The following is a 20914-nucleotide window of genomic DNA, read 5'->3' as shown; positions in this document are numbered from 1 at the left end:
TTACCATATCTGTTTATCCTGGTTCCGTTTTATTCCGGCTTCTGTGTATTCCATTTCCTGCCTATCCCGGCTTGTACGCATCCTGATCCCTGCTTATCCTGGCCCCGGTCCGTCCGAAATCAACTCTCTGCCTGCGCCCAATCCTTGCAGACATCCACCCATTCACAGGCTCCGGAGTATTCCTCCAGTTCCTCCATGTTAACTTCAATCGCGCTGTTGCTGCTGCCGCAGGCAGGGAACACTGTGTCAAAACGTTTCAGTGATTCATCCAGAAAAACCGATATATTCTCATTCACAGCAAACGGGCACACGCCTCCCACAGCATGTCCGATTTTCTCTTCCACCTCGATGGCAGGAAGCATTTTCGCCTTTTTCCCGAATTTTGCCTTATACTTTGCGTTATCTATTTTTGCATCCCCTGCAGTCACGATAAGGATGCAGCGATCCCCCAAATCAAAGGACAGTGTCTTCGCAATTCTTTTGCCTTCGCAGTGAAGCGCCTGCGCCGCCAGCTCCACCGTGGCGCTGGAAACCTCAAATTCCAGAACCCTGCCGTCCGCATTCCATTTTTTCAAATAATTCCTTACCTTGTCAATTGCCATTTTCCTGTCTTCCTTTCCGCTGTCCGGCCTTTTTTACAGACCCTATTTTATAACAATCCCCAGCAGCCTCGCAAGCTCCGCCGCCTGATATAAATCCGTCACCGCTCCCCGCAGCTCCCCTTTTTCCTCCGATAAAACAATGCCCTCAATCTCATTCCCGCGAAGATCCATTCCCTTTAAGGGCGTATGGAAAAAACTGGCCCGCTTCAGGTTCAGCCCTTTCCATTCCATTTTCTTAAAACGGCAGTCCGCCAGATAGCTTTCCTGCATATCGCAGGCGTTCCATATCGCCGATTCCCACCTGGTTCCACTGAAATTGGCAAAAGAAAGGCCGCACTCCTCCATGCGTACCTCCTTCAGCAGGCTTTCATGGAAATCCGCACCCACCCCTTTTACTGAAAGGAATTCGCAGCGGCTGAAATAACAGTCGTCCAAGCGGCTGTTGGACAAATCGCAGGTCTTAAACCGCACATCGATAAAACTGGCTTTTTCGAAATTACAATGGAGGAAGGTACAGTTTTCAAAAATCACGCCTTCCAGATTTATTTTATAAAAATCCTGGTTTTCCACCGTCAGTCCGCGGATATGGCATTGCTCCACAGGCATATCCTCCCTGCAGGCATTGCCAAGAAGCGCCAGGCCGTCCTCTGCTTCCCTGAGCGAACGCCCCAGCTGCGGCGGCGCGACTCTTACCATTTTTTTCTCCATGCCCATTTCCCCCTGCATTATTTTCTGAGGATAAGTCTAACACAGTACGTGAAAAAGGAAAATGGCATAATTGCACAAACCTCCGCGAACAAAAAAAGGACACCGGCAAAGCGGGAAACGCTGCTGCGCCCGGCTTCGCCGATGCCTGTAAAGGAGGAAACTTCCAATTCCATATTATCCAAAACGATTGTCCGGCCTGCCCTGCGGCAGACGGAATCAGCCTTCAATTGCTATATAATTATGCTCTTCCACCTGTTTCTTTTCTTCCTTTTTGGGAACGGAAAGCTTCAGGATACCATGCTTGAAGCTGGCTTTAATATCAGCCTGTTCCAAATCCTCGCCAACATAGAAGGTACGGCTGCAGGCTCCTGCGTAACGTTCTCTGCGGATATACCTGCCTTTCTTCTCGTCTTCCTTATCCAGGCCCTTCTCTGCGCTGATTGTCAGATAGCCGTTCTCCAGCTCTACCTGAATCTCGTCCTTCTTGAATCCGGGCAGATCCACATCCAGTTCGTAGGAATTATCTGTTTCACGCACATCGGTCTTCATCAGGCGGGAAGCATTTTTGCCGTACAACGGATTCTTTTTCCCAAAGAACTCCTTGTTCAGCTTCTTCTCCCATTTATCATCAAACGGAAAATCCATGAAATCATCAAATAAATTCTCTCCAAAAATACTGGGCATCAACATAAGTCATTCCTCCATTCTTCTGAAATCAGACACCAGTTACCACAGCATTCTCCTCTTACAGCGGCCTTTCTCTATCCGGGCCGCTGCATCCGGCTTTATTGCCGACGGCCTTGTAAGCCTTGCCACTTTGTCAGCCTTCAATCGCAATGTGCTTATCTTCTTCCACCTTCGGCTGCGCTTCTTTCTTAGGAACGGAAATCTTCAGGATACCGTTCTCAAATTTCGCCTTGATATCGTCCTGCTTAATATCCTCGCCCACGTAGAAGCTTCTGCTGCAGGAACCCACATATCTTTCTCTTCTGATATATCTGCCATTCTCGTCCTTCTCACCGTTATCTTTGTTCGTGGAAGCGCTGATGGTAAGGTAGCCTTCCTTCAGCTCCGCCTTTAAATCCTCTTTGTTAAACCCGGGCATATCAATGTCCAGTTCAAAGCTGCCGTCCGTTTCCCTGATATCAGTTTTCATAAGGCTGTTCGTGTTGAAATTCCTGAACGGAAAGCTCATCCAGTCGTCAAATAAATTTTCTCCAAAAATACTAGGCATTAACATAATTATCGCTCCTTTTCTGTAAAATAAAAATTATCGTTTACATGTCTGGAACGCAGGTTCCGACTCCGGTATAAAAGTACCCTCATCTTTCGATGTTTATTGCTTTTTGTATCTTTGTCCTTTCCTTTGTTCTATTTGTAATATAACACGCATTATTAGCAATGTCAAGAGGTGAGTGCTAATTATTTTCTTTAATTTGTGGGGGCGGCTTTTCATAACGAAAGTTAAATTTGTGGAGGCAGAGGTTTAATGTTGGAGTTAGACAAAGTTTTATTCACCCTCCAACATCATAATATTTATCACATACACTAGCCACAGCACTTTCAATTTGATACAATAGATTTGTAGAAATAATTAATATATGTAATCACTAACTTTTGTTTATATTCAAAGCTAATATGCCAGGAGATAACGATGTCAATTCCCATGTACAAAAAGATTCAACAGGATCTATTTAATATGATTGCATCCGGCCAGCTGCGGGAAGGAGATAGAATTCCGTCCCAATCAGAATTGGTCGAGCAGTATTATGTAAGTGCCATTACGGCCAAAAATGCCCTGAATTCACTGGCAGACCGCGGACTAATCACTCGTATAAGGGGAAAGGGATCATTTGTAAGTAAAAGTCCTTATTCCATTTCCCGGACGGACAGTAATGACCGTCCTATTTCAATTGGTGCAATTTTCCCCAGCGCATCATCGCTCATTGATCAAACATACATGATGTATTTGAACGAGCTCTGCCAGAAAAATAATTACCGCCTTTACTCCTGCTGTTCTCAGGAGAATGTAAGAACTGAAAAAGAGCTTTTGAACCAGTACATAAAAAGCGGTGTCCAGGGAACCATCCTTTTTCCTGTAGTTACTGAAATGAACAGCCCTATGATTTCAAGACTGATCCGTGGCTGCGGTACAACAGCCCCATATCCTCTTGTTTTTATCGATCGCTATCTGGAAACTACCGGGGGATCCTATATTATTTCAGATAACCGGCAGGGATCCCGTTTAGCTGCGGATTATCTTCTGAATGCAGTAGGCGAACAAATTGCGATATTACACTTTCCCCTTTGCAACAGTACCGTCACTGAACGATATGACAGTTTTAGAGAAGCCTTCGCCAATGCAAGGCTTCACTTTACCCCAAAGAACGACTGTATGATAGATGATCTTCGGCTTCTGGACAAAAGCAATGAAAATCGTATTGAATATATCATGGCTTCTATTCTTCAGCATCTGCGCAAATACAGCCAGCTTCGCGGCTTTTTCTGTGCCAATGCAGAAATAGCACAGATTGCTTATTATGCTGTAATCCAAATGAAACGGACACCCGGTGTGGATTTTGAAATCGTCAGCTTTGATCCTCCCTATTTGCCTGGTGTCCATTTTATACAACAGGATTACCGTACTATGGTACAGAATGCGATAGATTTGCTGATTACACAGATCCGGGGGGATTTTACTGTTGTTCACACACGAATACCCACTTCATTTATTTACATGGACGCTCAGCCTACTCACACACAAAGCCTGCGCTATCTAATCAAAGGACCCAATCAGATTTACTGACTTAAAATATTTTTAGTTTACCTTAAATCTCTTAATATATAAAAAGGCACAGAATCATATGAAGCGATTCCGTGCCTTTTAAATCATACATTTTTCTTTTTATATTCCTGCTATTATAAGAGCAGGATTACAATACTATGTTTATGATTCAAATACAATTGTAGGATCCATACCATATCTGCCTGTATACCGGCCATAAATTGTCATACCGCCGCCGCTGCTTTTCAATATAAGTTCATGCACTCCTGCTTCCAGTGCATTCGTCGGCAGCTGTACTTCAAATCTTTCTCCGTAACCAAGGCGTCCAGTATTGCGGTAGTTATAAGGATTTCCTCCCTGTGAACCATTTGAGAACAGAGCACGCTCATCTGAAGGATCATCCTGAGGTTTTAGTGTATCCGTATATTTGCCATCCCAGTATACCTCTATCTGTGTCCCAAAAAGAATTTCATCCGTCACTTTAATGGCATTTTTACCTTCTCGCGCCCCTGCCTCCAAAATAAGCAGACTTGCCGTTATAGTTTCCGGCAGTTCTACAACATAGCGCAGTTCTCCTTTTCCGCATACACTGACTGCACAGACACCTTCTTCCTGGAAAACCTGTACATAGTTTCCATCTGCACGTGTATACATGCCAGGAGAAATTGTGATTTCACCCATCCGGTTGTCCATGCAGGCTTCCTCTATATAAAGCTGAATATAATTACGGCATAAAATATCTCCATCATCCTCTACATAGAAAAAGACATATGCCCCACGCATTTTTTCCGGGACAGTAAATTCAATAGTATCCTGCAGCTCCACAACGAATGGCTTAAAATCTATGGAACGTTCTATAGTAATAATTCCTTCTATATAACGTCCCAGCCAATCTATACCCGTTACAGTCACATGCAGTACGGGGTTTTTCATATCCCGCCATGCGAAATGGGAAGTATAAAGGTCAATACTCAGTTTTTGACCGGAATGTACATGTTCAATACGGTTACAGTCAGCTACGACCATATCCATATTATTGACCATATCATATCCCAGCGGATTCATATGATGATCCACATAGCCATAGTCACGTTCATAACGTTCAGCTGTCAGCGGCCCGGAATCCTCCATCTCATGTGATGCAACATTCATACGTAAATAGCCTGCAATTTTCTGAAACATTCGCAGCTGCATGTCAATTCCATTAATATGCAAAAATTCGCTGATAAAGATAGGTTTTCCTGACTGTATTGCTTCACCAACACAATGTGGTGCACGGACTCGATTAATATAGTTGTAGGTTGAACCAGGATAGCAGCTTTGTATCAACGTTTCCCAACGTTCTTTTGCCTCCCAATGCTCTGCAGGATAATAGTGAAAATCATTAATTTCACAAGCCTCCGTTTTACCAAACCCTGAGTTATCGCAGACAAGCACGTGAGGCCATGCCTTCTTTGCCCGATATCCATTATCCCGCAGGAACTGATAACGCAATTCATTTTCCCAGGGCGTACTTACATGGCAGCCTTCCACTCCCCATGATTCATTGATCGTAGAAACAATTACAATACTGGGATGGTTATGTAAACGTTCAAGCATGCCATCCAGTTCACGGTAATAAGCCTTTTGCCATCGGGGATCTTCCGGAGTTGCATAAAAATTTCCCGGATGCTCTGTCCATACCAGCAGTCCCCGCCGATCGCATTCATTGTACCAAAGTGGTTCATTCTCTTTAATATGTACGCGTGAGAGATTATAACCATATGCTATCGTTCGATCAATATCATAACGGATGGATCCTCGTTTGCCCTCTTCTCCCTCTTCATCAAGACTACGATAGGTATAGATACCAAAAGCATTGTAGCACTGATCGAGGATTCCGATCACATAAAACGGCAGATCATTTAGATAGAGATATTGATACTGCTCCAGTGGATCATCCGTATCCTCCGGACTATGTCCCGGCAGCCAACGGCATTCTACCTTACGCAGTCCCACATGACTTCTGACAGAGTCAATGCCTTTTCCACCAATTATAAGCTCTGAAAGAACTTCATATAACCTTCCATGACGATATTCCCAGAGTTTGGGATCATCTATGATTATTTCCGTTTTTCCCTCACCAGCGCATAGCGGAATATCCACCTGATATAACCTTCCTGTTTCCGGAGCTGTCAGGGTCATTTCTACTATCCCATCCGGTGCATTCTCTGCGGCCACTTCTGCCAATACTGCTGCATGCGTACATACGCCATTTGTAAAATCCAGTATAGGGGTCAGCCGGACGCGTGTCAGGTGAGCTTCTGCCCGAGGCTCTATCCACACACTTTGCCAAATCCCCGGAGCACTGGAAAACCAAAAAATCTGTTTTCCCATATTATGAGAAAGAATATCATGAGGAAACTGAACTTTCACCACCAGCACATGTACAGATCCAGGTTCCAGAAGTCCAAGGTCGAACTCCAGATCACTGTATTCATCCTCCCTCATTCCAAGATAATCATTATCAAGCCAAACATAAGTTACATTAGAGCTCGCACCAATATGCAGGATTATATGCTCGTTATCCGGAAAAGAATCCGGTATAGTAAAATTGCGTCTATACCATGCGTATTCTCCTGTTAAATGATAATTGTTAAACTGCGTATTCATCTCATGTAATGTACTGCCGCAAGCCAAATGCTCTTCACCAAATCCCATCAGGGAAGCCCAGGAAAATGGTACACGAATATGTCGATCATACTGAGGTGCATGTTCTTCATACCAATGCTCCTTCACTCCCACATTATTCGGATCAAACTGAAACTGCCAGGTTCCGTTAAGTGAAAGCCATCCATGCCCACTACGATCAAACATAGGACGGTTATACTCACGGCGTGGAGTAGTTTCCGGAGTCTGCGTCTGTAAATGAATACAGCAGGAATTCAATTGTCCGGGAATACAGCACAGTTCCCTGCGCGTAAAGAGAAATCCCTCTGCTGCCACGATAAGAACCTGCTTTCCACGTGGCACATTTTCCAGCGTAAAGAATCCCTCCTGATCAGTCAGCGTAAAGAAATGATCAAATCCCGCTAAATGAATTCCCGCACATTCCACAGGCCGTTCCTTGTTATCTAATATCTGTCCCGAAAGAGTACATATAGGTGCAAAACCATCTATCATAGCCCAGTCCAGATAAGCATGGCATGCTTCAAATCGCTCATGCCAAGGGAGTGCCTTAATTAATGCACGGGCATCTCCTGAAATTTCCGGAATATCTGCCTCCAGCAGAAAGTTATCAAATAGCTTTGCCGTATAGTGTTTTCCCTCTCTCTGCAGTGTCAGCCGGACCGGAAACGTCTTATTCCAGGCGACCTTTGCAACTACCAGCCATTTGGGCTGACCGCCGCTCATAAAGGCCTCACCATTCTGACTGCCTGAATGAACCCTCAGTTCAATTTGATCATTCGTTGCAGCAAGAAGCACGTATTTTCCAAAAGAACTGTTCCCGGCATAGAAGCCAACGCCGCACCCCATGCACTCTTCATCCCATCCGGTAAATTCAGCTGCAACAACACTGCTTTCCTGAAGAAAGGCGCGGCTCAGCAGACAATTTCCTTCATTCCATATATCATGCTCAGGAAGCGCAATGCAGGAATTTCCCACGTGATACGGCATCTCCAGGCATGGTGTTGTCATGTTGCAGAACTGCCATATGGATAAATTTAGTCCCTCGTCTGTAAAATGATCATATAACACGTCATTCACCTCAATTCGTATTGAACTCTTTTAACAAGTGTTCGTGCCCCAAAGGAGCCAACTCCTGCACGTCCATAAGGAAAAGGCCCATTTTCAGTTACAGTTACCAAACATTCCCCATCAACCCAGACAGCGATTGAACCACCATAGATCTCCATACGGATACAGTATTCTTTCCAGGGCAAAAGCAGACAACGCTGGCGCCACAACTCCTTTTTCCCAAAATTCATCCGCCAAATGAACATATCATTACCGTCAAATCCCAAAAAATATCCACGGTGCCCGATATGAACCTGCTCATGATAACTGGAATCCTCACTCACGCGAAGAAAAAGCCCGGAAGGATTATCCGAATCAAACTCATAAAATAAAATATCTGCTTCTATAAAACCATCTGTATGAAATCGATTTCCAAACCGGGAAAGTACATGCCCTTTGCGATCCATTTGCATGCCCTCCACACGATCAATACTGATATCTCCTTCGATCTGATCGGCTATATGGCAAAGCTCCAATCCACAATATTCTCTCTGTTCCGGTTCCGGAGCAGGGAATAATTCCATGCTGTAAAGAAGCACTTCTCCCTCCTTTACAGTCAGGCTGCATTCCTGCATTCCTGCCTCCAGTGTAATAACATTCATTTCCATACGCCGCATGGTTTCCATCCTGTCCAACCTCATTTCAAAGTCACCTGTCTGGAAACAACATTTAATATTTGTATCTCCAAATGCCTGTATCAACGTCTGAATATGATATGCTCCAGTTCTTTCCACATTAATACGCAGTCGGATCGTTTCACCTCCACGCAACAAGAGATGCCGCTGCCCGTCGGCACACCGGAACTCCTTTCCGTCTGAACCCGGCATAGCTAATAAGGCATAAGCCGTACCTGGAATATTATTATAATGCAGCCGATCTCCTGACTGTCCAACCTGTCCGTGGAAAGCGACGTATGATGTCTGCATAGCTTTCTGTGAGCCAATTCGCCCTGTGCCATCCAATACTCTTACATGCCCCTGCATCATCAAATCAATAAAAAAACGAGTCTCATCTGCAGCGAATTCCACGCGCAGGGAATGCAGCACATCTGTGCGAAATCCCTCAAAGAGTTCTTTATCCAACAGACATTCCTGCTCATTTTCCTTTACCAGACTTACCGTAAACCGGCCTTCTGCGCAGGATATACTTATATACTCCTGTCCGTCTCGATATGCAAATAACGCAATCCCGTCATTTCCCGGTATCAATGTAACCTCCGCTGTCCCGGTCTTTCCCAGTTCTTCGGAAGAAAGAATCTGGCCCATGGTATGCAGAAATTTTTTTTCATCCTCTTTACTGTCCGCCCAGCCATAAAAATCTGCGCGAGGAGGAACCGGGCATTTTCCTTGTGATGGACCGCTCACTGCCAATTCGTCTCCCGGAAAGAGAATACGATCCATCCGCGAATTCCGACCATCCCGTTCTCCCCTTCGATCCACAGGATAGCTATGATAAAAAATCCAGTAACTATCCAGATCCGGACCAATTACACTGGAGGAATGGCCAAGGCTGCCGCTTTCATAATCAGAATTAACCAATACTGTCTTATTGCGCGGAACCATCCATGGACCTAACGGTCCTTTCTCGCTGACAGCATAATCAATTCGGTATCCCCGAGACAGCAGATGATTTCCTGTCATGGTAATATAATAACGTCCGGCTCGTTTGAATACGCCTGGCCCCTCTGTCCAATGTCCCATTGATGTACCAAACAGTTCATGAGCCTCATGGACTGTTCCATCACGATCCAGCTTATGAGCATATATTGAAGGATTTCCGGCCCGAAATAAATAAAGTGAACCATCATCGTCGGCAAATATGGAACCATCAATTGTCTGTCCAAAATTATCCGTAAGCCGTTCAAAGGGACCGGTAGGATTGCAGGAAGTATAAATATAGTGTCCTTCCCCACGTGGAGAAGTAATTAGATAAAAAATACCATTAAAATAAAAAATCTCAGGCGCATAAGCGTAGCTTAGAATTGGATCATCTGCAACAATTCCAATACATTCCCAATTCGTCAGGTCTTCAGATTCCCAAGCTACAATACCATCCGGACCTGCAGAAGGGTACAGATAATACCGACCATTAAACCGATATACAAACGGATCACCAACCTTAGCCCAGCCCTCTTCCATTCCTTCACCTTTCAGTTCAGGCAGATGAATCGGATTTTGATATTGCTTCATAGACTATTCCTCTCTTTCTCTCCAAAGCTGACTCTCGAACAATTTATGATACATGTTTTGTTCTTTTGTCAGAAAAAGGGCTACGCAATTGCGTAGCCCAAAGATTTTGTCATAGGTCATCCTTGACGCTGTCAATTACCTTGGTCATTTCTTCTGCAATTTTGTCAATTGCCTCCTGTGCCGTGATATCACCGACCAGTGCAGATTGGATAGCTATTTCTTCAACATCACCTATCTGAGCTGAAACGTATGGAATATCTGTATCTGCAAGCTGAGAAGCCGCCGCCAGATTTTCTTTTAACGCATCGTAAACCGGATTGCCCAATTCAAGGAAAATATCTCGTTCATAGTTAGATGCACGGCAGGGATCCATTTCGATCGGTGCCTTAATATACTCACCATCCTTGGATGTAACCAATTCACAGAATTTAAATGCCATTTCCTGTTCGGGACTACTGGCTGCAATGGACATTGCCCATCCTCCCAAACAAGGACTTCCGCCCGGAACAAGACCATATCCAACCTTTCCCTTTGTGGGAGAGCCATCTGCCTCACAATTCATATATAAGCCCGGCCATTGCTCCATCATCGCTGCGTTGCCCTGAGCAAAATAAGTATTTCCGGTATCCCAGTCAAAGGTGATACTCTCTTTGGGTGCAAATTTCACCAAATCCAGCATGAACTGGAGTGCCTTAACTCCACTGCCATCCGTAAATCCAGGGGTAAAATTATCCCCGATTTCTTCTCCCCCAAAATATCCTAAATGGTTAAACCAGGTGAACCGACTGGATCCCTTGGACAAAACTCCTGAATATCCATAGTCAACAGGTGAATCGGGATTTTCTGACTTTGTAAAGAATTCCGCCACTTCCAGCATCTCCTCCGGTGTCGCAGGAACAGTCAATTCACGACCGTATTTTTCTTTAAACTTGGACTTCAGGTTTTCGTCTTCAAACAGATCCTTACGATAGAAAAATACCATTGAATCAGGCTTGAAAGGAAATGCAACCTGCATACCATTATATCTGGAATAGGTATCATACATGCCTGTAAGGAAGTCCTTCTCATCGTAATTAGGACTGGCAACCGTATCCAGCATTTCAGTAATATCAGTTAGCAGACCTGCATGGGCAAAAGAATGAATATACGCAATCGGCATACAGACAATATCGAACTGATTGCTTGTCAGTCCCATCTGCCCTTTCTCAAAGAGCTGATCCGGGAAGGATTGTACTTCCACTACTCCCCCTGTCATTTCCTCGAAAAGAGAGGCAAAAATTTTAAATACTGTTTCGTAATTGGCACCTGAACATGCAACTACAATCTTTTTTCCTTCATACATCCCTGGTTTAAGTGTCCCGTCAAGATCCAGATTATCCAGCATGGGATAATCTGCAACCCTGGCTCCCGATGAAGAAACCTGTTCAGCAGCTGCATTTTCTTCTCCACCCGATGTTTCTCCGGCAGGACTTTCTTCAGGTTGAGATGCGTTTGCACCACTGCTCTGATCTGCTGCAGGCGTACCACTACCACACCCTGTCGCACTACCCAGAAGCGTCAGTGCAAGAAGAATTGCCAGAATCTTTCTTTTCATAAAATAACCTCCTTTGTGTGAGTGTCCGAACCACCCTTATGCAATCATAACGGCTGGAACGATACAATTTTTATTGACTGCGTACCTATCCCTTCACTGCTCCTGCTGTAAAGCCTTTTACAATATATTTTTGCATGGTGAGTGAGAGAATTATAGCTGGAACCATTGATAATGTGCCTGCCGCAGCAATTGAGCCAAAGGGCGTATCCCGGTCACGCTGAATCATAGTATTGATAGCAATCGGCAGGGTCTTTGCCTCATCCCGGAATGTCAGCGTTAATGCCAGTCCAAACTCATTCCATGCTCCGATAAAACACAGGATAGCGACTACCGAAATACTCGGAAGCACCAGAGGAAGAGCAATATTCCAATACATCCGGTAACTGGAACACCCATCAATACTGGCTGATTCATAAATCTCCCGCGGAATTTCATCATAAAAATTTAGAAACAGCCAAATCGACATAGGCAATGAAAAAGTACAATAAGCTGCAATAAGGCCAATGGAATTATCCAAAAGTCCCAGATTCAGATAAATAATGTACAATGGGATTGTATAAAGCAATCCTGGTATCATTCGAATGACGTAAATACCAAAGGACACTGTTTTGCTTCCTTTAAACCTGAAACGTGTGAGACCAAAGCCTGCCATAGAAGCTACCAGCACACATAAAAGGGTAGTAAAAGTTGCAATCTTGGCACTATTAAACAGGAACGTCGGAAAATTGGATTTACGAAAAATCTCTATGTAATGTGCTGTTGTCACCCGTGTGGGAATGTACTGCGGCACCGTAGTAAGAATATCCTCATTGTATTTAAATGACATAGTCACAGCCCAGTAAATCGGAAAGACAAAGAAAAAGCTAAACACACACAGACCAATGAAAATTCCCACTTGAACCAAACGTTTCTTTTTTAAATATTTGGATTTCATATGCCTCCTCCCTTCAATCGTCCTGTTTGCGCATAATCAGCATAGTAGCAACAGCTACAATTGAGACCACCACAAAAAAGATAAAAGCTCCTGCCGAACCTTGTCCCACATTATTATATCGGAACGCTGTTTTATAAATTGTTGTTCCAATTGTTTCTGTAGAGGCTCCCGGTGCGCCATTGGTCAACTGCATAACCGCATCGAATGCACGTAATGCATCACTGATGCGAATAGAAATCACAAGTGCGATAAAATTACGGATAGTTGGCAGTGTAATACTAAAGAAAATACGCGGTCCTGTCGCACCGTCAACTCGTGCCGCTTCTATCATTTCAGTAGATACCGTCTTAAGAGCTGCCTGGAAAACAAGAACACAAAACGGTGTCGCCATCCATATTTCAACAATTATTATGGCAATTTTTGCATAAAATGTTTCTCCCAGCCAGTTAATTTCCGAGAATCCCAAACGTGCAAGCGTATTATTGACTACCCCATAAACCGGATAGAACATCAGCTTCCAGACCGTGGCTGAAACCACTGCTGCAACCATCATAGGGATAATCAAAAGTGTCTTAAAAGGAGCAGCGAAACGGACTGAAGCTTCACTGTTGAGCATAGATGCAATTACAAGTCCTAATACAGTTTCAATAACAACTACCACTACTGCAAAGGTCAACGTCCATTGGATCGATGCAATAAAGTTCTTATCGACCAACATATCTATATAATTTTTAAGACCGACAAAATGTATTGTACTTGCAGGCATAGCAAGGTTATATGACTGAAAGCTTAGATAAAATGAATATCCAATCGGAATAATGGATATACATACCAGCATTATCACTGCCGGCCCTAAAAAAACTACCGGAGCTACTCTTTCAGAAAATGGTCTCTGCGTTCCTGATTTTCTTTTAACCACAGGATTACTCATTATGCTTTAATATCTCCTTTCTTTTTGCAAGTTTTCTTTATTTGCCCTGATTATAGCATTTGGCAATTGTGAATTATATACTATATATGGTATATAATTTCAAAAAGACTATATATTTTTATGCATTTTATAGTAAAAATTATTTTTACCGCTTTTTTCTATTGTGCATTATATTTAATACATCAACCTTATACCCACACAGTTACTTCGATGACAGTTCTTCCCAATACGCGTTATAGGGAAAGTTTTGAGGCCCTCAACAACTCATCAGGGAACGGCTGCTTCCGGCCGCAGTTTTTCTCAAAACTCCCTCCAATACACCATTGCAGTTGCCATCAGTATCGGCTACAGTAATTACCTGTATTTTTCTATCGTATTCAAAACATATTACTGTTGTACCCTTTTCCTATATGCAGAAAAGCTTCAGGCGCCGGACTAATATAAATCCGACAGTCTGAAGCTTTTCAATATATTTTTTCAAACCTTACCACTATGTCTGATGCCAGGATAGCTCCCGGCCGCTGTATGTCCCAGACCTCTCCCGGCCGTTGCGCGTCCCCTGAAAAGTCATTTCTTCTATTCACATCAACCCCATCCTCACCTCCGCCACATAGGCCCCGATCTGAAACAACAGCCAGACAGTTAAAATACATAATATAAAAATTCCCAATACCACCAGGCCTTCATTGATTCTCCGTTTTATCCGGCGGCGGCGTCTTGCCGCGGCATTGTCCTGTTTATTCATAAATTCATACTGCACTTTTCATTCTCTCCTTTCCGTTTCTTAACCACGACTTGATTATATCAGCCGTTTTCCTGCCGGAAAACAAGAGAATTATGTGGCATACAATTTAGTTTTTTATGCCATACCATTTTTCGGGATCTTGAATACGTTTTGGGAAATGTTCTTCTTTCTTCTGCCTACCAGATCTGAATCCGTTCCTCCGGCGGAACGTACATTCCATTCCCTTCCTTAATTTCATAGGTATCATAAAATTCCTGGAAATTACATACCACACGGTTGACCCGCAGAATGCTGGGGCTATGTTCGTCCGATTCCGCCATAGCCTCCGTATTTTTGCGGGATGTGGATCTCAGCCAGGCTTTTGCATAGGCCCGGAAAAATTTATAATAATCAGGGGAAGCCTGCTTTTTCAGCACCTCCAGGGCACAGGCATTCTCTTCAGGCGTACCCGCCGCCTGTACCGTTTCCTCATATTATCCGCCCGACTCCGTCACCTCTGCAGCACTTCCAAACAGTATCACGGCCGACATTGCCACCGCCAGCAAACGAACCAATACTCTTTTTTCCATTTACGCTCTCCTTTTATTTTTTGTTATCTGCCATCAGCCCTTATCTTTGGAAAATGTACTGTGAAGGGAATGGTTTTTGCATACCTTTAAGCATTTTCCGCAGCGGATGCATTCCATAGTATTAGGCGTCTGGTATACAGGCAGATCCATAGGAAAGGCCCTCTGGCATGCCTTGCAGCCGGTACATTTTCCCTGATTAACTTCAAACCGGTACAGGGCGATGGGATTAAACAGGCTGTAGATGGCTCCCAGAGGACACAGATAGCGGCAAAACGGACGATATACCTTTATGGCCCACACCACAACAACATGGAGACCAAAAACCTTCCAGCCAAACAGAAAACCAAGCCCGGCTCTGAGTAAGGGATTCAGCGCAGTCAGCACGATTCCTCCCATCAGCGTTCCCGACAGGCAGATTAGCTTGCAAAACCAGAATATGCCTCCTACAGATGTTCCTCTATAATCTTTCTCCAGCCTTCCTTATCAATTTTTTTCATGACATTCTCTCCTTTTCTCTTGTTCTCTGCCTGCGTGTTTTCTCATCTGATGACCTTAGTCTAGCATGCTGTTAAAACGCAGACAATTTACTTACATTACATTTTTGTTATGTTGCATAAGCATAAAAAAGCCGGAAGAACTGCCGCATCCTGCGGTATGTTCTCCCGGCATGGCCGGTTTAATCCATGGGCCGCCCGCTTGGGAGGCCAAATCCTGCTATTTCTTCCGGAAAGAAAGCTTCGCATAAAAATATTTTAACCTGTTATCTATAAACGACTGCCACCGTCCGGCAAATGCAGGCAGATCCCCTTTTTGCAAATCCTCTTCCAGCAGCGCGATAAACTCATCCAGGCTGCTGTTCAGCTCTCCGTTTTCCATCATTACTGCTGAAAAAATATAGCCCCATGCTGCCAGCTCCCTCAATTTCTCATAGCATTCCCGGATAATAGAAGAGGGACATTCACTGGAGATGAAGCTTAAAAGAACGTCAATACAGAGTATACTGCTTGTTTTTCCATGAAGCTGCCTGATTCTCTGTAAGAATTCCCCCTTCTTCTTTTCTTCGGCAGCTTCCAGCGTAAAAAGCGTCACACCGCTTACCGTCAGGGCCAGAATCTGCATTCCTTCTCCATGCATCTTTAAATTTTCGCGTATTTCCGGAATTTCCAAAATTTTAATATCTACCGGCTCCAGACATACCTTTGTCCCGATTCCCATATACGTCCTGGTTACGCCCAACGAGTTCAGCACATCCAGTGTACGGCGCACCGTGCTTAAGGACACCCCGTAACGCTCCGCCATTTTAGGAAGAGAGGGAAGATAGCTGTCCACAGGATAATCCTCCCACAGAATTTCACGTATGATTTCAGAAGCAAGGGTATAACGCACCTGAGGCCTCCGGCGGCAGATTATCCATGAAAAGGGAATCTGCTTCACATTTTCCAGATGATACTCCTCACGCGCAGTCTCAATGAAATCAAGCACCTCATCCTGCATGCTGGTGAAATAATCATCAAAATCCTGTTTCATATCATTGATCTGCTCCTGCGATAACCTTCCCTCCACAGCATACACCGGCCTTTTTTCATTCCGTTGGGGATACAGAAATTTCAGATAGCGCAGGCACTGCCAGTAAAGGTTAATCAGCAGCTCATTGTCAAATACACGCAGAATGTCAAAATACAGCTTTACAGGCGGCGATATGGTAACCTTCCCCTTATTTTTACCATTCCCAAATGCACTGTTTAATACATCCAGCTCCACGACAGGCGTCCCTATTTTCCACATAGGCAAAAAAAGGAATTCACCGGCATATTGGAAATCAATGATTCCCTCCTTGCGCGGTACAAAATATTTTGCGGCATTTTCCCGGAATACTTCTTCCGATCCCTGATATATCACCCTTGCGGTTTTCCGCTCTTCTGTTTCTATATAGCCGTTTTTCTCCAGCTTATCCAATGCGGACAGAACCGTGTTCCGCCCTAACCGGAAGGCCGCGCAGATCTGCGGCACCGACGACAACCGCTCCCCATATCTGTATATTCCAAAAAGGATACGGGATTCATAATATTCATAAATCAGATCTGTAAGCCCTCTGTTTTGTTCCATCCCTTTTCCTCTTTATTCAAATGATTTCTCCCACAGCTTCGGCAAGCTGATGAAATATCATAGAAATTACCGGCACTCTGTCCCTATTAGGATCTGATTCGATTGTAACACTCTTTGTACATGGCCGCAATAAAAGCTGTACAATCTTTCGTTAAAATCCACAAAATCGGACACAGCTCAAATCCACGTTGGTTCCTGTCAACAGCGTTCTTTGTCCGCCTGCTGATTCGGATATTTATTCCCAACGGTCAGGTGACTGAAGGCCGCCCCGCCTGTGCCAGGCTAAAAATTCAGCCTGCTCCACAGGCCCTGCAATTCCCCTGGGACCGTTTTCCACATCCTCGTCCCCATTTCCCAGAAAGAGCGGCCGGGGCGCTATCAGGGAACAGATGTCGCTGACATCCGCAAGCTCCCATAACCCCAGAAAATAATTACAGCAGCACAAATGACTGTGAAGCATGCTTTCAGGATAGTTGTGCAAGTAACCGCTTATGACTGCCAGGCTGATTCTCTCATCCATGGCCGCAAGCCACATGGAGGCCTGTCCTCCTCCGGAAAAACCGACGCAGCCGATCCTTTCTGCGTCCACATAATCCGGCCCTTCCGCGTAATCCATGAGTCTTTGCATATCCCAGAGCATCACGCCTGCCCGCTCCTGCCGCGTCTTCAGGCCCCGCCAGCCCTGTGATGACGTGCAGCCCCAGCTTCTCTGACACAGCCTGTCTGAGCGTCCCCTTCAATCGCAGGAAATCTTCCTCATTTTCCGCACAAAATGCATATTTTCCGCCCCTTTTTCCACAGGCATATTGAAAAAAATCCATATAGGAATAATGCTCCACCCTCTTTCTACGCTCCTCATGAAAGCAGTCTGATTTCTTTTGCAAAAGGCCCTGTTTCGATTCCTGCTTCCGCAAGGCTTTCCGCCTTTTTGCCCCGGATGGAAAGATTTTCGATAGTAACATCCGAAACGATATGCTCCGCATCATAGCCCCTGATGCATGACTTTACCTCTCCGCAGCCGGTGTAAGTAATATTTTTAAACCGGATATGCGCAATCCCGCCGCCGGGCACCGGATTATAATCCGGGTTGCGTTTTACCTGAATATCAAGAAGCTTCCCCCTCTGGAAGGGCTCTATACGAATGTCTTCGTAAACCACATTCCGCACCGTATTTTTGTCTCCTGCATTGATCGCCATGCAGCCCAGATAGCCGTCCTGGTGCTCCCTGTGCTCCAGAATATCCAGATCCTCAAAACGAATATCCTCCAACACATTCCCGTCATGCTCATAATCCCCATGGGTTCCGATCACCGTAGGATGAGCCACGTCCGCCCACAGGCAGCAGCTGGATACGGTAATATTCCGGCTGTCTGCGTTGTAATCCCATCTTCTTCCGTAAATCGCCACACAGTCATCCGATGTGCGCAGAAAGCAGTCTTTCACTGTAATGTCGGTGCTGCTCATGATATCCACGCCGTCCGACCAGCCTTCACAGCTGAACGCCGTGATATCTTCAATCTCTATTTTTTCCGAGCCGCCTATGTACACGCTGTAATGCGGCGGATTGATCAAATGAATTCCCTCTATCCTCACATTCCTTCCATGACTGATACGGATGGCGTTCAGCCCCCCGAAACGCTCGAAATTGGCCAGGTACAGACACCCCCTGCCATGGATGCGGATATTTTCCCTGTGACTGATGATAAAGGTTCCCACCAGAACGGCTCCGCCTTCAAGATAAACCTCCGTATCCGATGGTATCCGCATAGCGCATTCTTCCAGATAATGAAGCCCCGGCCCGAAATAAACACACCTTCCCTCCGGCATCCGCTCCAGCTGCCTCACCAGGTCCTCCGTCCTGTGCACTGAAACCTTTTTCAAATCTCCCGGAAGGAATATGGTATTACCACTTTCCGGTTCCGGCCTGTCTTCCCGGATACGCCCCGCTATCAAATGCAGGTTGTGAAAACGTTCCCTGTTTACTTCAATGGACAGCTTTACAGGCCGATCCAGATGCAGCCTTATCTTCTTCGAATCATATTCTGCTTTTATCCCCGCCGATAGCGGACGCACATCCACCTGATATATAAAAAACAGCGCCGGGCAGGTGATTTCCACCTCCGCTTCCTGGGAAAAATCAAAATATGCCATGGACGCGCAGCGCACCTCATGCATATCCACTTTTACCTGATAGCAGGAAACCTCCTGCCACTCCACCTGCCCGGCGGCCCTGACGCGGATCTGAAAATCTTTTTGCAGGACGGTGCCCTCCGGCGTCGGATAGTTTCTTATTGTTCCCATAGCTTCCTCCCTGAATCGTTGTCATATGTTTTCATTTCAAACCAGTCAAAATCTGCCGCCTTTCCAAACCCGGTCAGATCCTGGCAGCAGATGCCTGCCATGGCGCCGGTAAACCACCCCTCCAGGCAGGCCTCATCGGACATAAAGCTACAGTCCAGGACCGGACCGATTTCGGTAAGCGCATCCTCCGCATAGCCAAAATAGAACTGTATGCGCTCCCCCTCTACCTTTCCTTTTAAAATAATTGCCCTTCCCTCTTCTATTGGAATAAAGCCTATCGGGTATTCATACCTTTTGTTTTCCGCCTTCAGAATGCTGATTACCTTTCCCAGCTCTTCATCATGGCTCACATGCAGATACAGATAATTCTGATCATCATACATGAATATCAGCCCCGCCATCTGCTTGAAAACCTCCGGTTCAAATTCCATACAGGCGGATGCTTCAAAGGAAAATTCAGTCCACCTCCTGGCTATCAGGCTCTGGGAAAAACGGCTGGCAAGCCCGGAGCGTCCGTACATACGAAGGAAGCCCGGACGTTCTGTCAGGCTGATGTAATGCGCATCCATCGCAACCCTGAGGGACTGATATTCCCGGTCCAGCTCCTCTTCATTAAAATCATCCCGTGCTGCTTTCCCAGGGAACGGACATAGTGGCAGCTTCGGCGCATCCGCTTCCGTTTCCGGCAGGCTGTCTAACGTCTCCTTATCCAGGACAAGCCAGTCATCCTCCGTCCATCTTACCTTTTGGATTGCCGTTTCCCGTCCCAGGGTATAACGGCGGCTTCCCGGGAATCGGGGCGCATCCGCGCTGTTTCTGGCGGTAAGGGGTCTCCCGCAAAGATGGACCATGTACCATTCTCCGCCCTGCGTCTCCACCAGATCCCCATGTCCGCATTTCTGAAGGGCAAGCTCCTCATGATGGCGGCAGGTCAGAATCGACCAGGCTTCCTCTCCGGTATGCTCCATAAAATCCGCACGGTACATTTCGTATGGCCCCCATACGCTGCGGGAACGCTGGATAGTCTGTCCATGCGCCTCACCGGTCCCCGTGTCCGCCGAAAAAAGATAATACCATCCATTCCGTTTATAAATATGGGGGCCTTCCAGGAATATAGTGTCCGCCGCATAGATTTCCCTCACCGGCCCTGTCATTTCCTTCCTGACCGGATCGTACTCCTGCAGCACCAGCCTCCCCGCATATTTCTTCGGCACCCGGTGGTCCGTCACCATGCTTACCATATATTTTCGTCCGTCCTCATCGTGGAACAAAGACGGGTCAAATCCAAAATTATTCAAAGCGATGGGATCCGACCAGGGCCCATGGATGCTTTCCGCCGTCACCAGATAATTATTGGTATCGTACATATTACAGTAAAAGGCCTTCACAACCGTATAAACCAGATAAAATATCCCTTTATCATAGGTCAGGCACGGCGCCCAGACGCCCTGGCTCGCTCCCACGCCCCTCAGATCCAGCTGACCGGTTCGGTTCAGCGGATATTCTATCAGCTCCCAGTTGACCAGATCCCTGGAATGGTGCAGCCTTACGCCCGGCCACCACTCAAAGGTGGACGTTGCTATGTAGTAATCGTCGTCCACCCGAATGATGGACGGATCCGGATGAAAGCCCCTCAATATGGGATTCTTAATCTTCATAATGCACTCCTCTTT

The 20914-nt window shown here is 45.6% G+C and carries 17 protein-coding genes; 1 reads left to right on the top strand and 16 read right to left on the bottom strand.

Annotated elements, in window-relative coordinates; genetic code table 11:
- Positions 1-119: 119 nt before the first annotated feature.
- The 4 genes from DXC51_RS22680 to DXC51_RS22660 all read right to left on the bottom strand — a co-directional run bounded on the left by DXC51_RS22680 (position 120) and on the right by DXC51_RS22660 (position 2550).
- A complete protein-coding gene (locus DXC51_RS22680; RefSeq protein ID WP_021640003.1) occupies positions 120-602 on the bottom strand; it encodes a YbaK/EbsC family protein in 483 nt (160 codons plus the stop codon).
- Positions 603-644: 42 nt separating this feature from the next.
- On the bottom strand, positions 645-1310 hold the full coding sequence (locus tag DXC51_RS22675; RefSeq protein WP_035324196.1) for a pentapeptide repeat-containing protein: 666 nt from the start codon (positions 1308-1310) through the stop codon (positions 645-647).
- 216 nt (positions 1311-1526) lie between these two features.
- A complete protein-coding gene (locus tag DXC51_RS22665) occupies positions 1527-2000 on the bottom strand; it encodes an Hsp20/alpha crystallin family protein (protein ID WP_021640005.1) in 474 nt (157 codons plus the stop codon).
- 130 nt (positions 2001-2130) lie between these two features.
- Positions 2131-2550, bottom strand: a complete 420-nt coding sequence (locus DXC51_RS22660; RefSeq protein ID WP_021640006.1) for an Hsp20/alpha crystallin family protein — start codon at positions 2548-2550, stop codon at positions 2131-2133.
- Between the two features lie 414 nt (positions 2551-2964).
- On the opposite strand from DXC51_RS22660, the gene DXC51_RS22655 reads away from it, so the two are divergent.
- On the top strand, positions 2965-4116 hold the full coding sequence (locus tag DXC51_RS22655; RefSeq protein WP_035324199.1) for a GntR family transcriptional regulator: 1152 nt from the start codon (positions 2965-2967) through the stop codon (positions 4114-4116).
- Between the two features lie 141 nt (positions 4117-4257).
- Here DXC51_RS22655 and DXC51_RS22650 read toward each other — a convergent pair whose 3' ends face one another.
- The 12 genes from DXC51_RS22650 to DXC51_RS22595 form a co-directional block, all read right to left on the bottom strand.
- Positions 4258-7773 (bottom strand): glycoside hydrolase family 2, encoded by a 3516-nt coding sequence (locus DXC51_RS22650; protein ID WP_055725949.1) that lies wholly within the window; start codon positions 7771-7773, stop codon positions 4258-4260.
- A gap of 65 nt (positions 7774-7838) precedes the next feature.
- Positions 7839-10061, bottom strand: a complete 2223-nt coding sequence (locus tag DXC51_RS22645) for a glycoside hydrolase family 43 protein (RefSeq protein ID WP_021640009.1) — start codon at positions 10059-10061, stop codon at positions 7839-7841.
- 109 nt (positions 10062-10170) lie between these two features.
- The gene (locus DXC51_RS22640) at positions 10171-11655 is read right to left on the bottom strand and encodes an extracellular solute-binding protein (protein WP_021640010.1); all 1485 of its coding nucleotides are present in this window, start codon (positions 11653-11655) and stop codon (positions 10171-10173) included.
- An 85-nt stretch (positions 11656-11740) separates the two neighbouring features.
- Positions 11741-12589, bottom strand: a complete 849-nt coding sequence (locus DXC51_RS22635) for a carbohydrate ABC transporter permease (protein ID WP_021640011.1) — start codon at positions 12587-12589, stop codon at positions 11741-11743.
- Between the two features lie 13 nt (positions 12590-12602).
- Positions 12603-13520 carry a carbohydrate ABC transporter permease gene (locus DXC51_RS22630; RefSeq protein ID WP_035324203.1) on the bottom strand — a complete coding sequence of 306 codons (918 nt, stop codon included), beginning with the start codon at positions 13518-13520 and terminating at the stop codon, positions 12603-12605.
- 580 nt (positions 13521-14100) lie between these two features.
- Positions 14101-14280: a hypothetical protein gene (locus DXC51_RS22625; RefSeq protein ID WP_035324204.1), complete on the bottom strand. Its 180-nt coding sequence runs from the start codon at positions 14278-14280 to the stop codon at positions 14101-14103.
- Positions 14281-14441: 161 nt separating this feature from the next.
- On the bottom strand, positions 14442-14681 hold the full coding sequence (locus DXC51_RS22620; RefSeq protein WP_021640017.1) for a M13-type metalloendopeptidase: 240 nt from the start codon (positions 14679-14681) through the stop codon (positions 14442-14444).
- Positions 14682-14867: 186 nt separating this feature from the next.
- Complete coding sequence (locus tag DXC51_RS22615) at positions 14868-15230, bottom strand: 4Fe-4S binding protein (protein ID WP_021640018.1); 363 nt, start codon at positions 15228-15230, stop codon at positions 14868-14870.
- A 318-nt stretch (positions 15231-15548) separates the two neighbouring features.
- A complete protein-coding gene (locus DXC51_RS22610; protein ID WP_021640020.1) occupies positions 15549-16940 on the bottom strand; it encodes a GntR family transcriptional regulator in 1392 nt (463 codons plus the stop codon).
- 235 nt (positions 16941-17175) lie between these two features.
- The gene (locus DXC51_RS22605) at positions 17176-17583 is read right to left on the bottom strand and encodes an alpha/beta hydrolase family protein (protein ID WP_181970173.1); all 408 of its coding nucleotides are present in this window, start codon (positions 17581-17583) and stop codon (positions 17176-17178) included.
- Between the two features lie 212 nt (positions 17584-17795).
- The gene (locus tag DXC51_RS22600; RefSeq protein ID WP_021640024.1) at positions 17796-19241 is read right to left on the bottom strand and encodes a glycosyl hydrolase family 28 protein; all 1446 of its coding nucleotides are present in this window, start codon (positions 19239-19241) and stop codon (positions 17796-17798) included.
- Positions 19229-20899 (bottom strand): glycoside hydrolase family 43 protein, encoded by a 1671-nt coding sequence (locus DXC51_RS22595; RefSeq protein WP_051358492.1) that lies wholly within the window; start codon positions 20897-20899, stop codon positions 19229-19231. Before DXC51_RS22595 ends, DXC51_RS22600 begins: the two co-directional genes overlap by 13 nt.
- Between the last annotated feature and the right edge of the window lie 15 nt (positions 20900-20914).

The sequence above is a fragment of the Eisenbergiella massiliensis genome (assembly GCF_003435485.1).
This window is presented reverse-complemented; position numbering and strand designations above follow the sequence as displayed.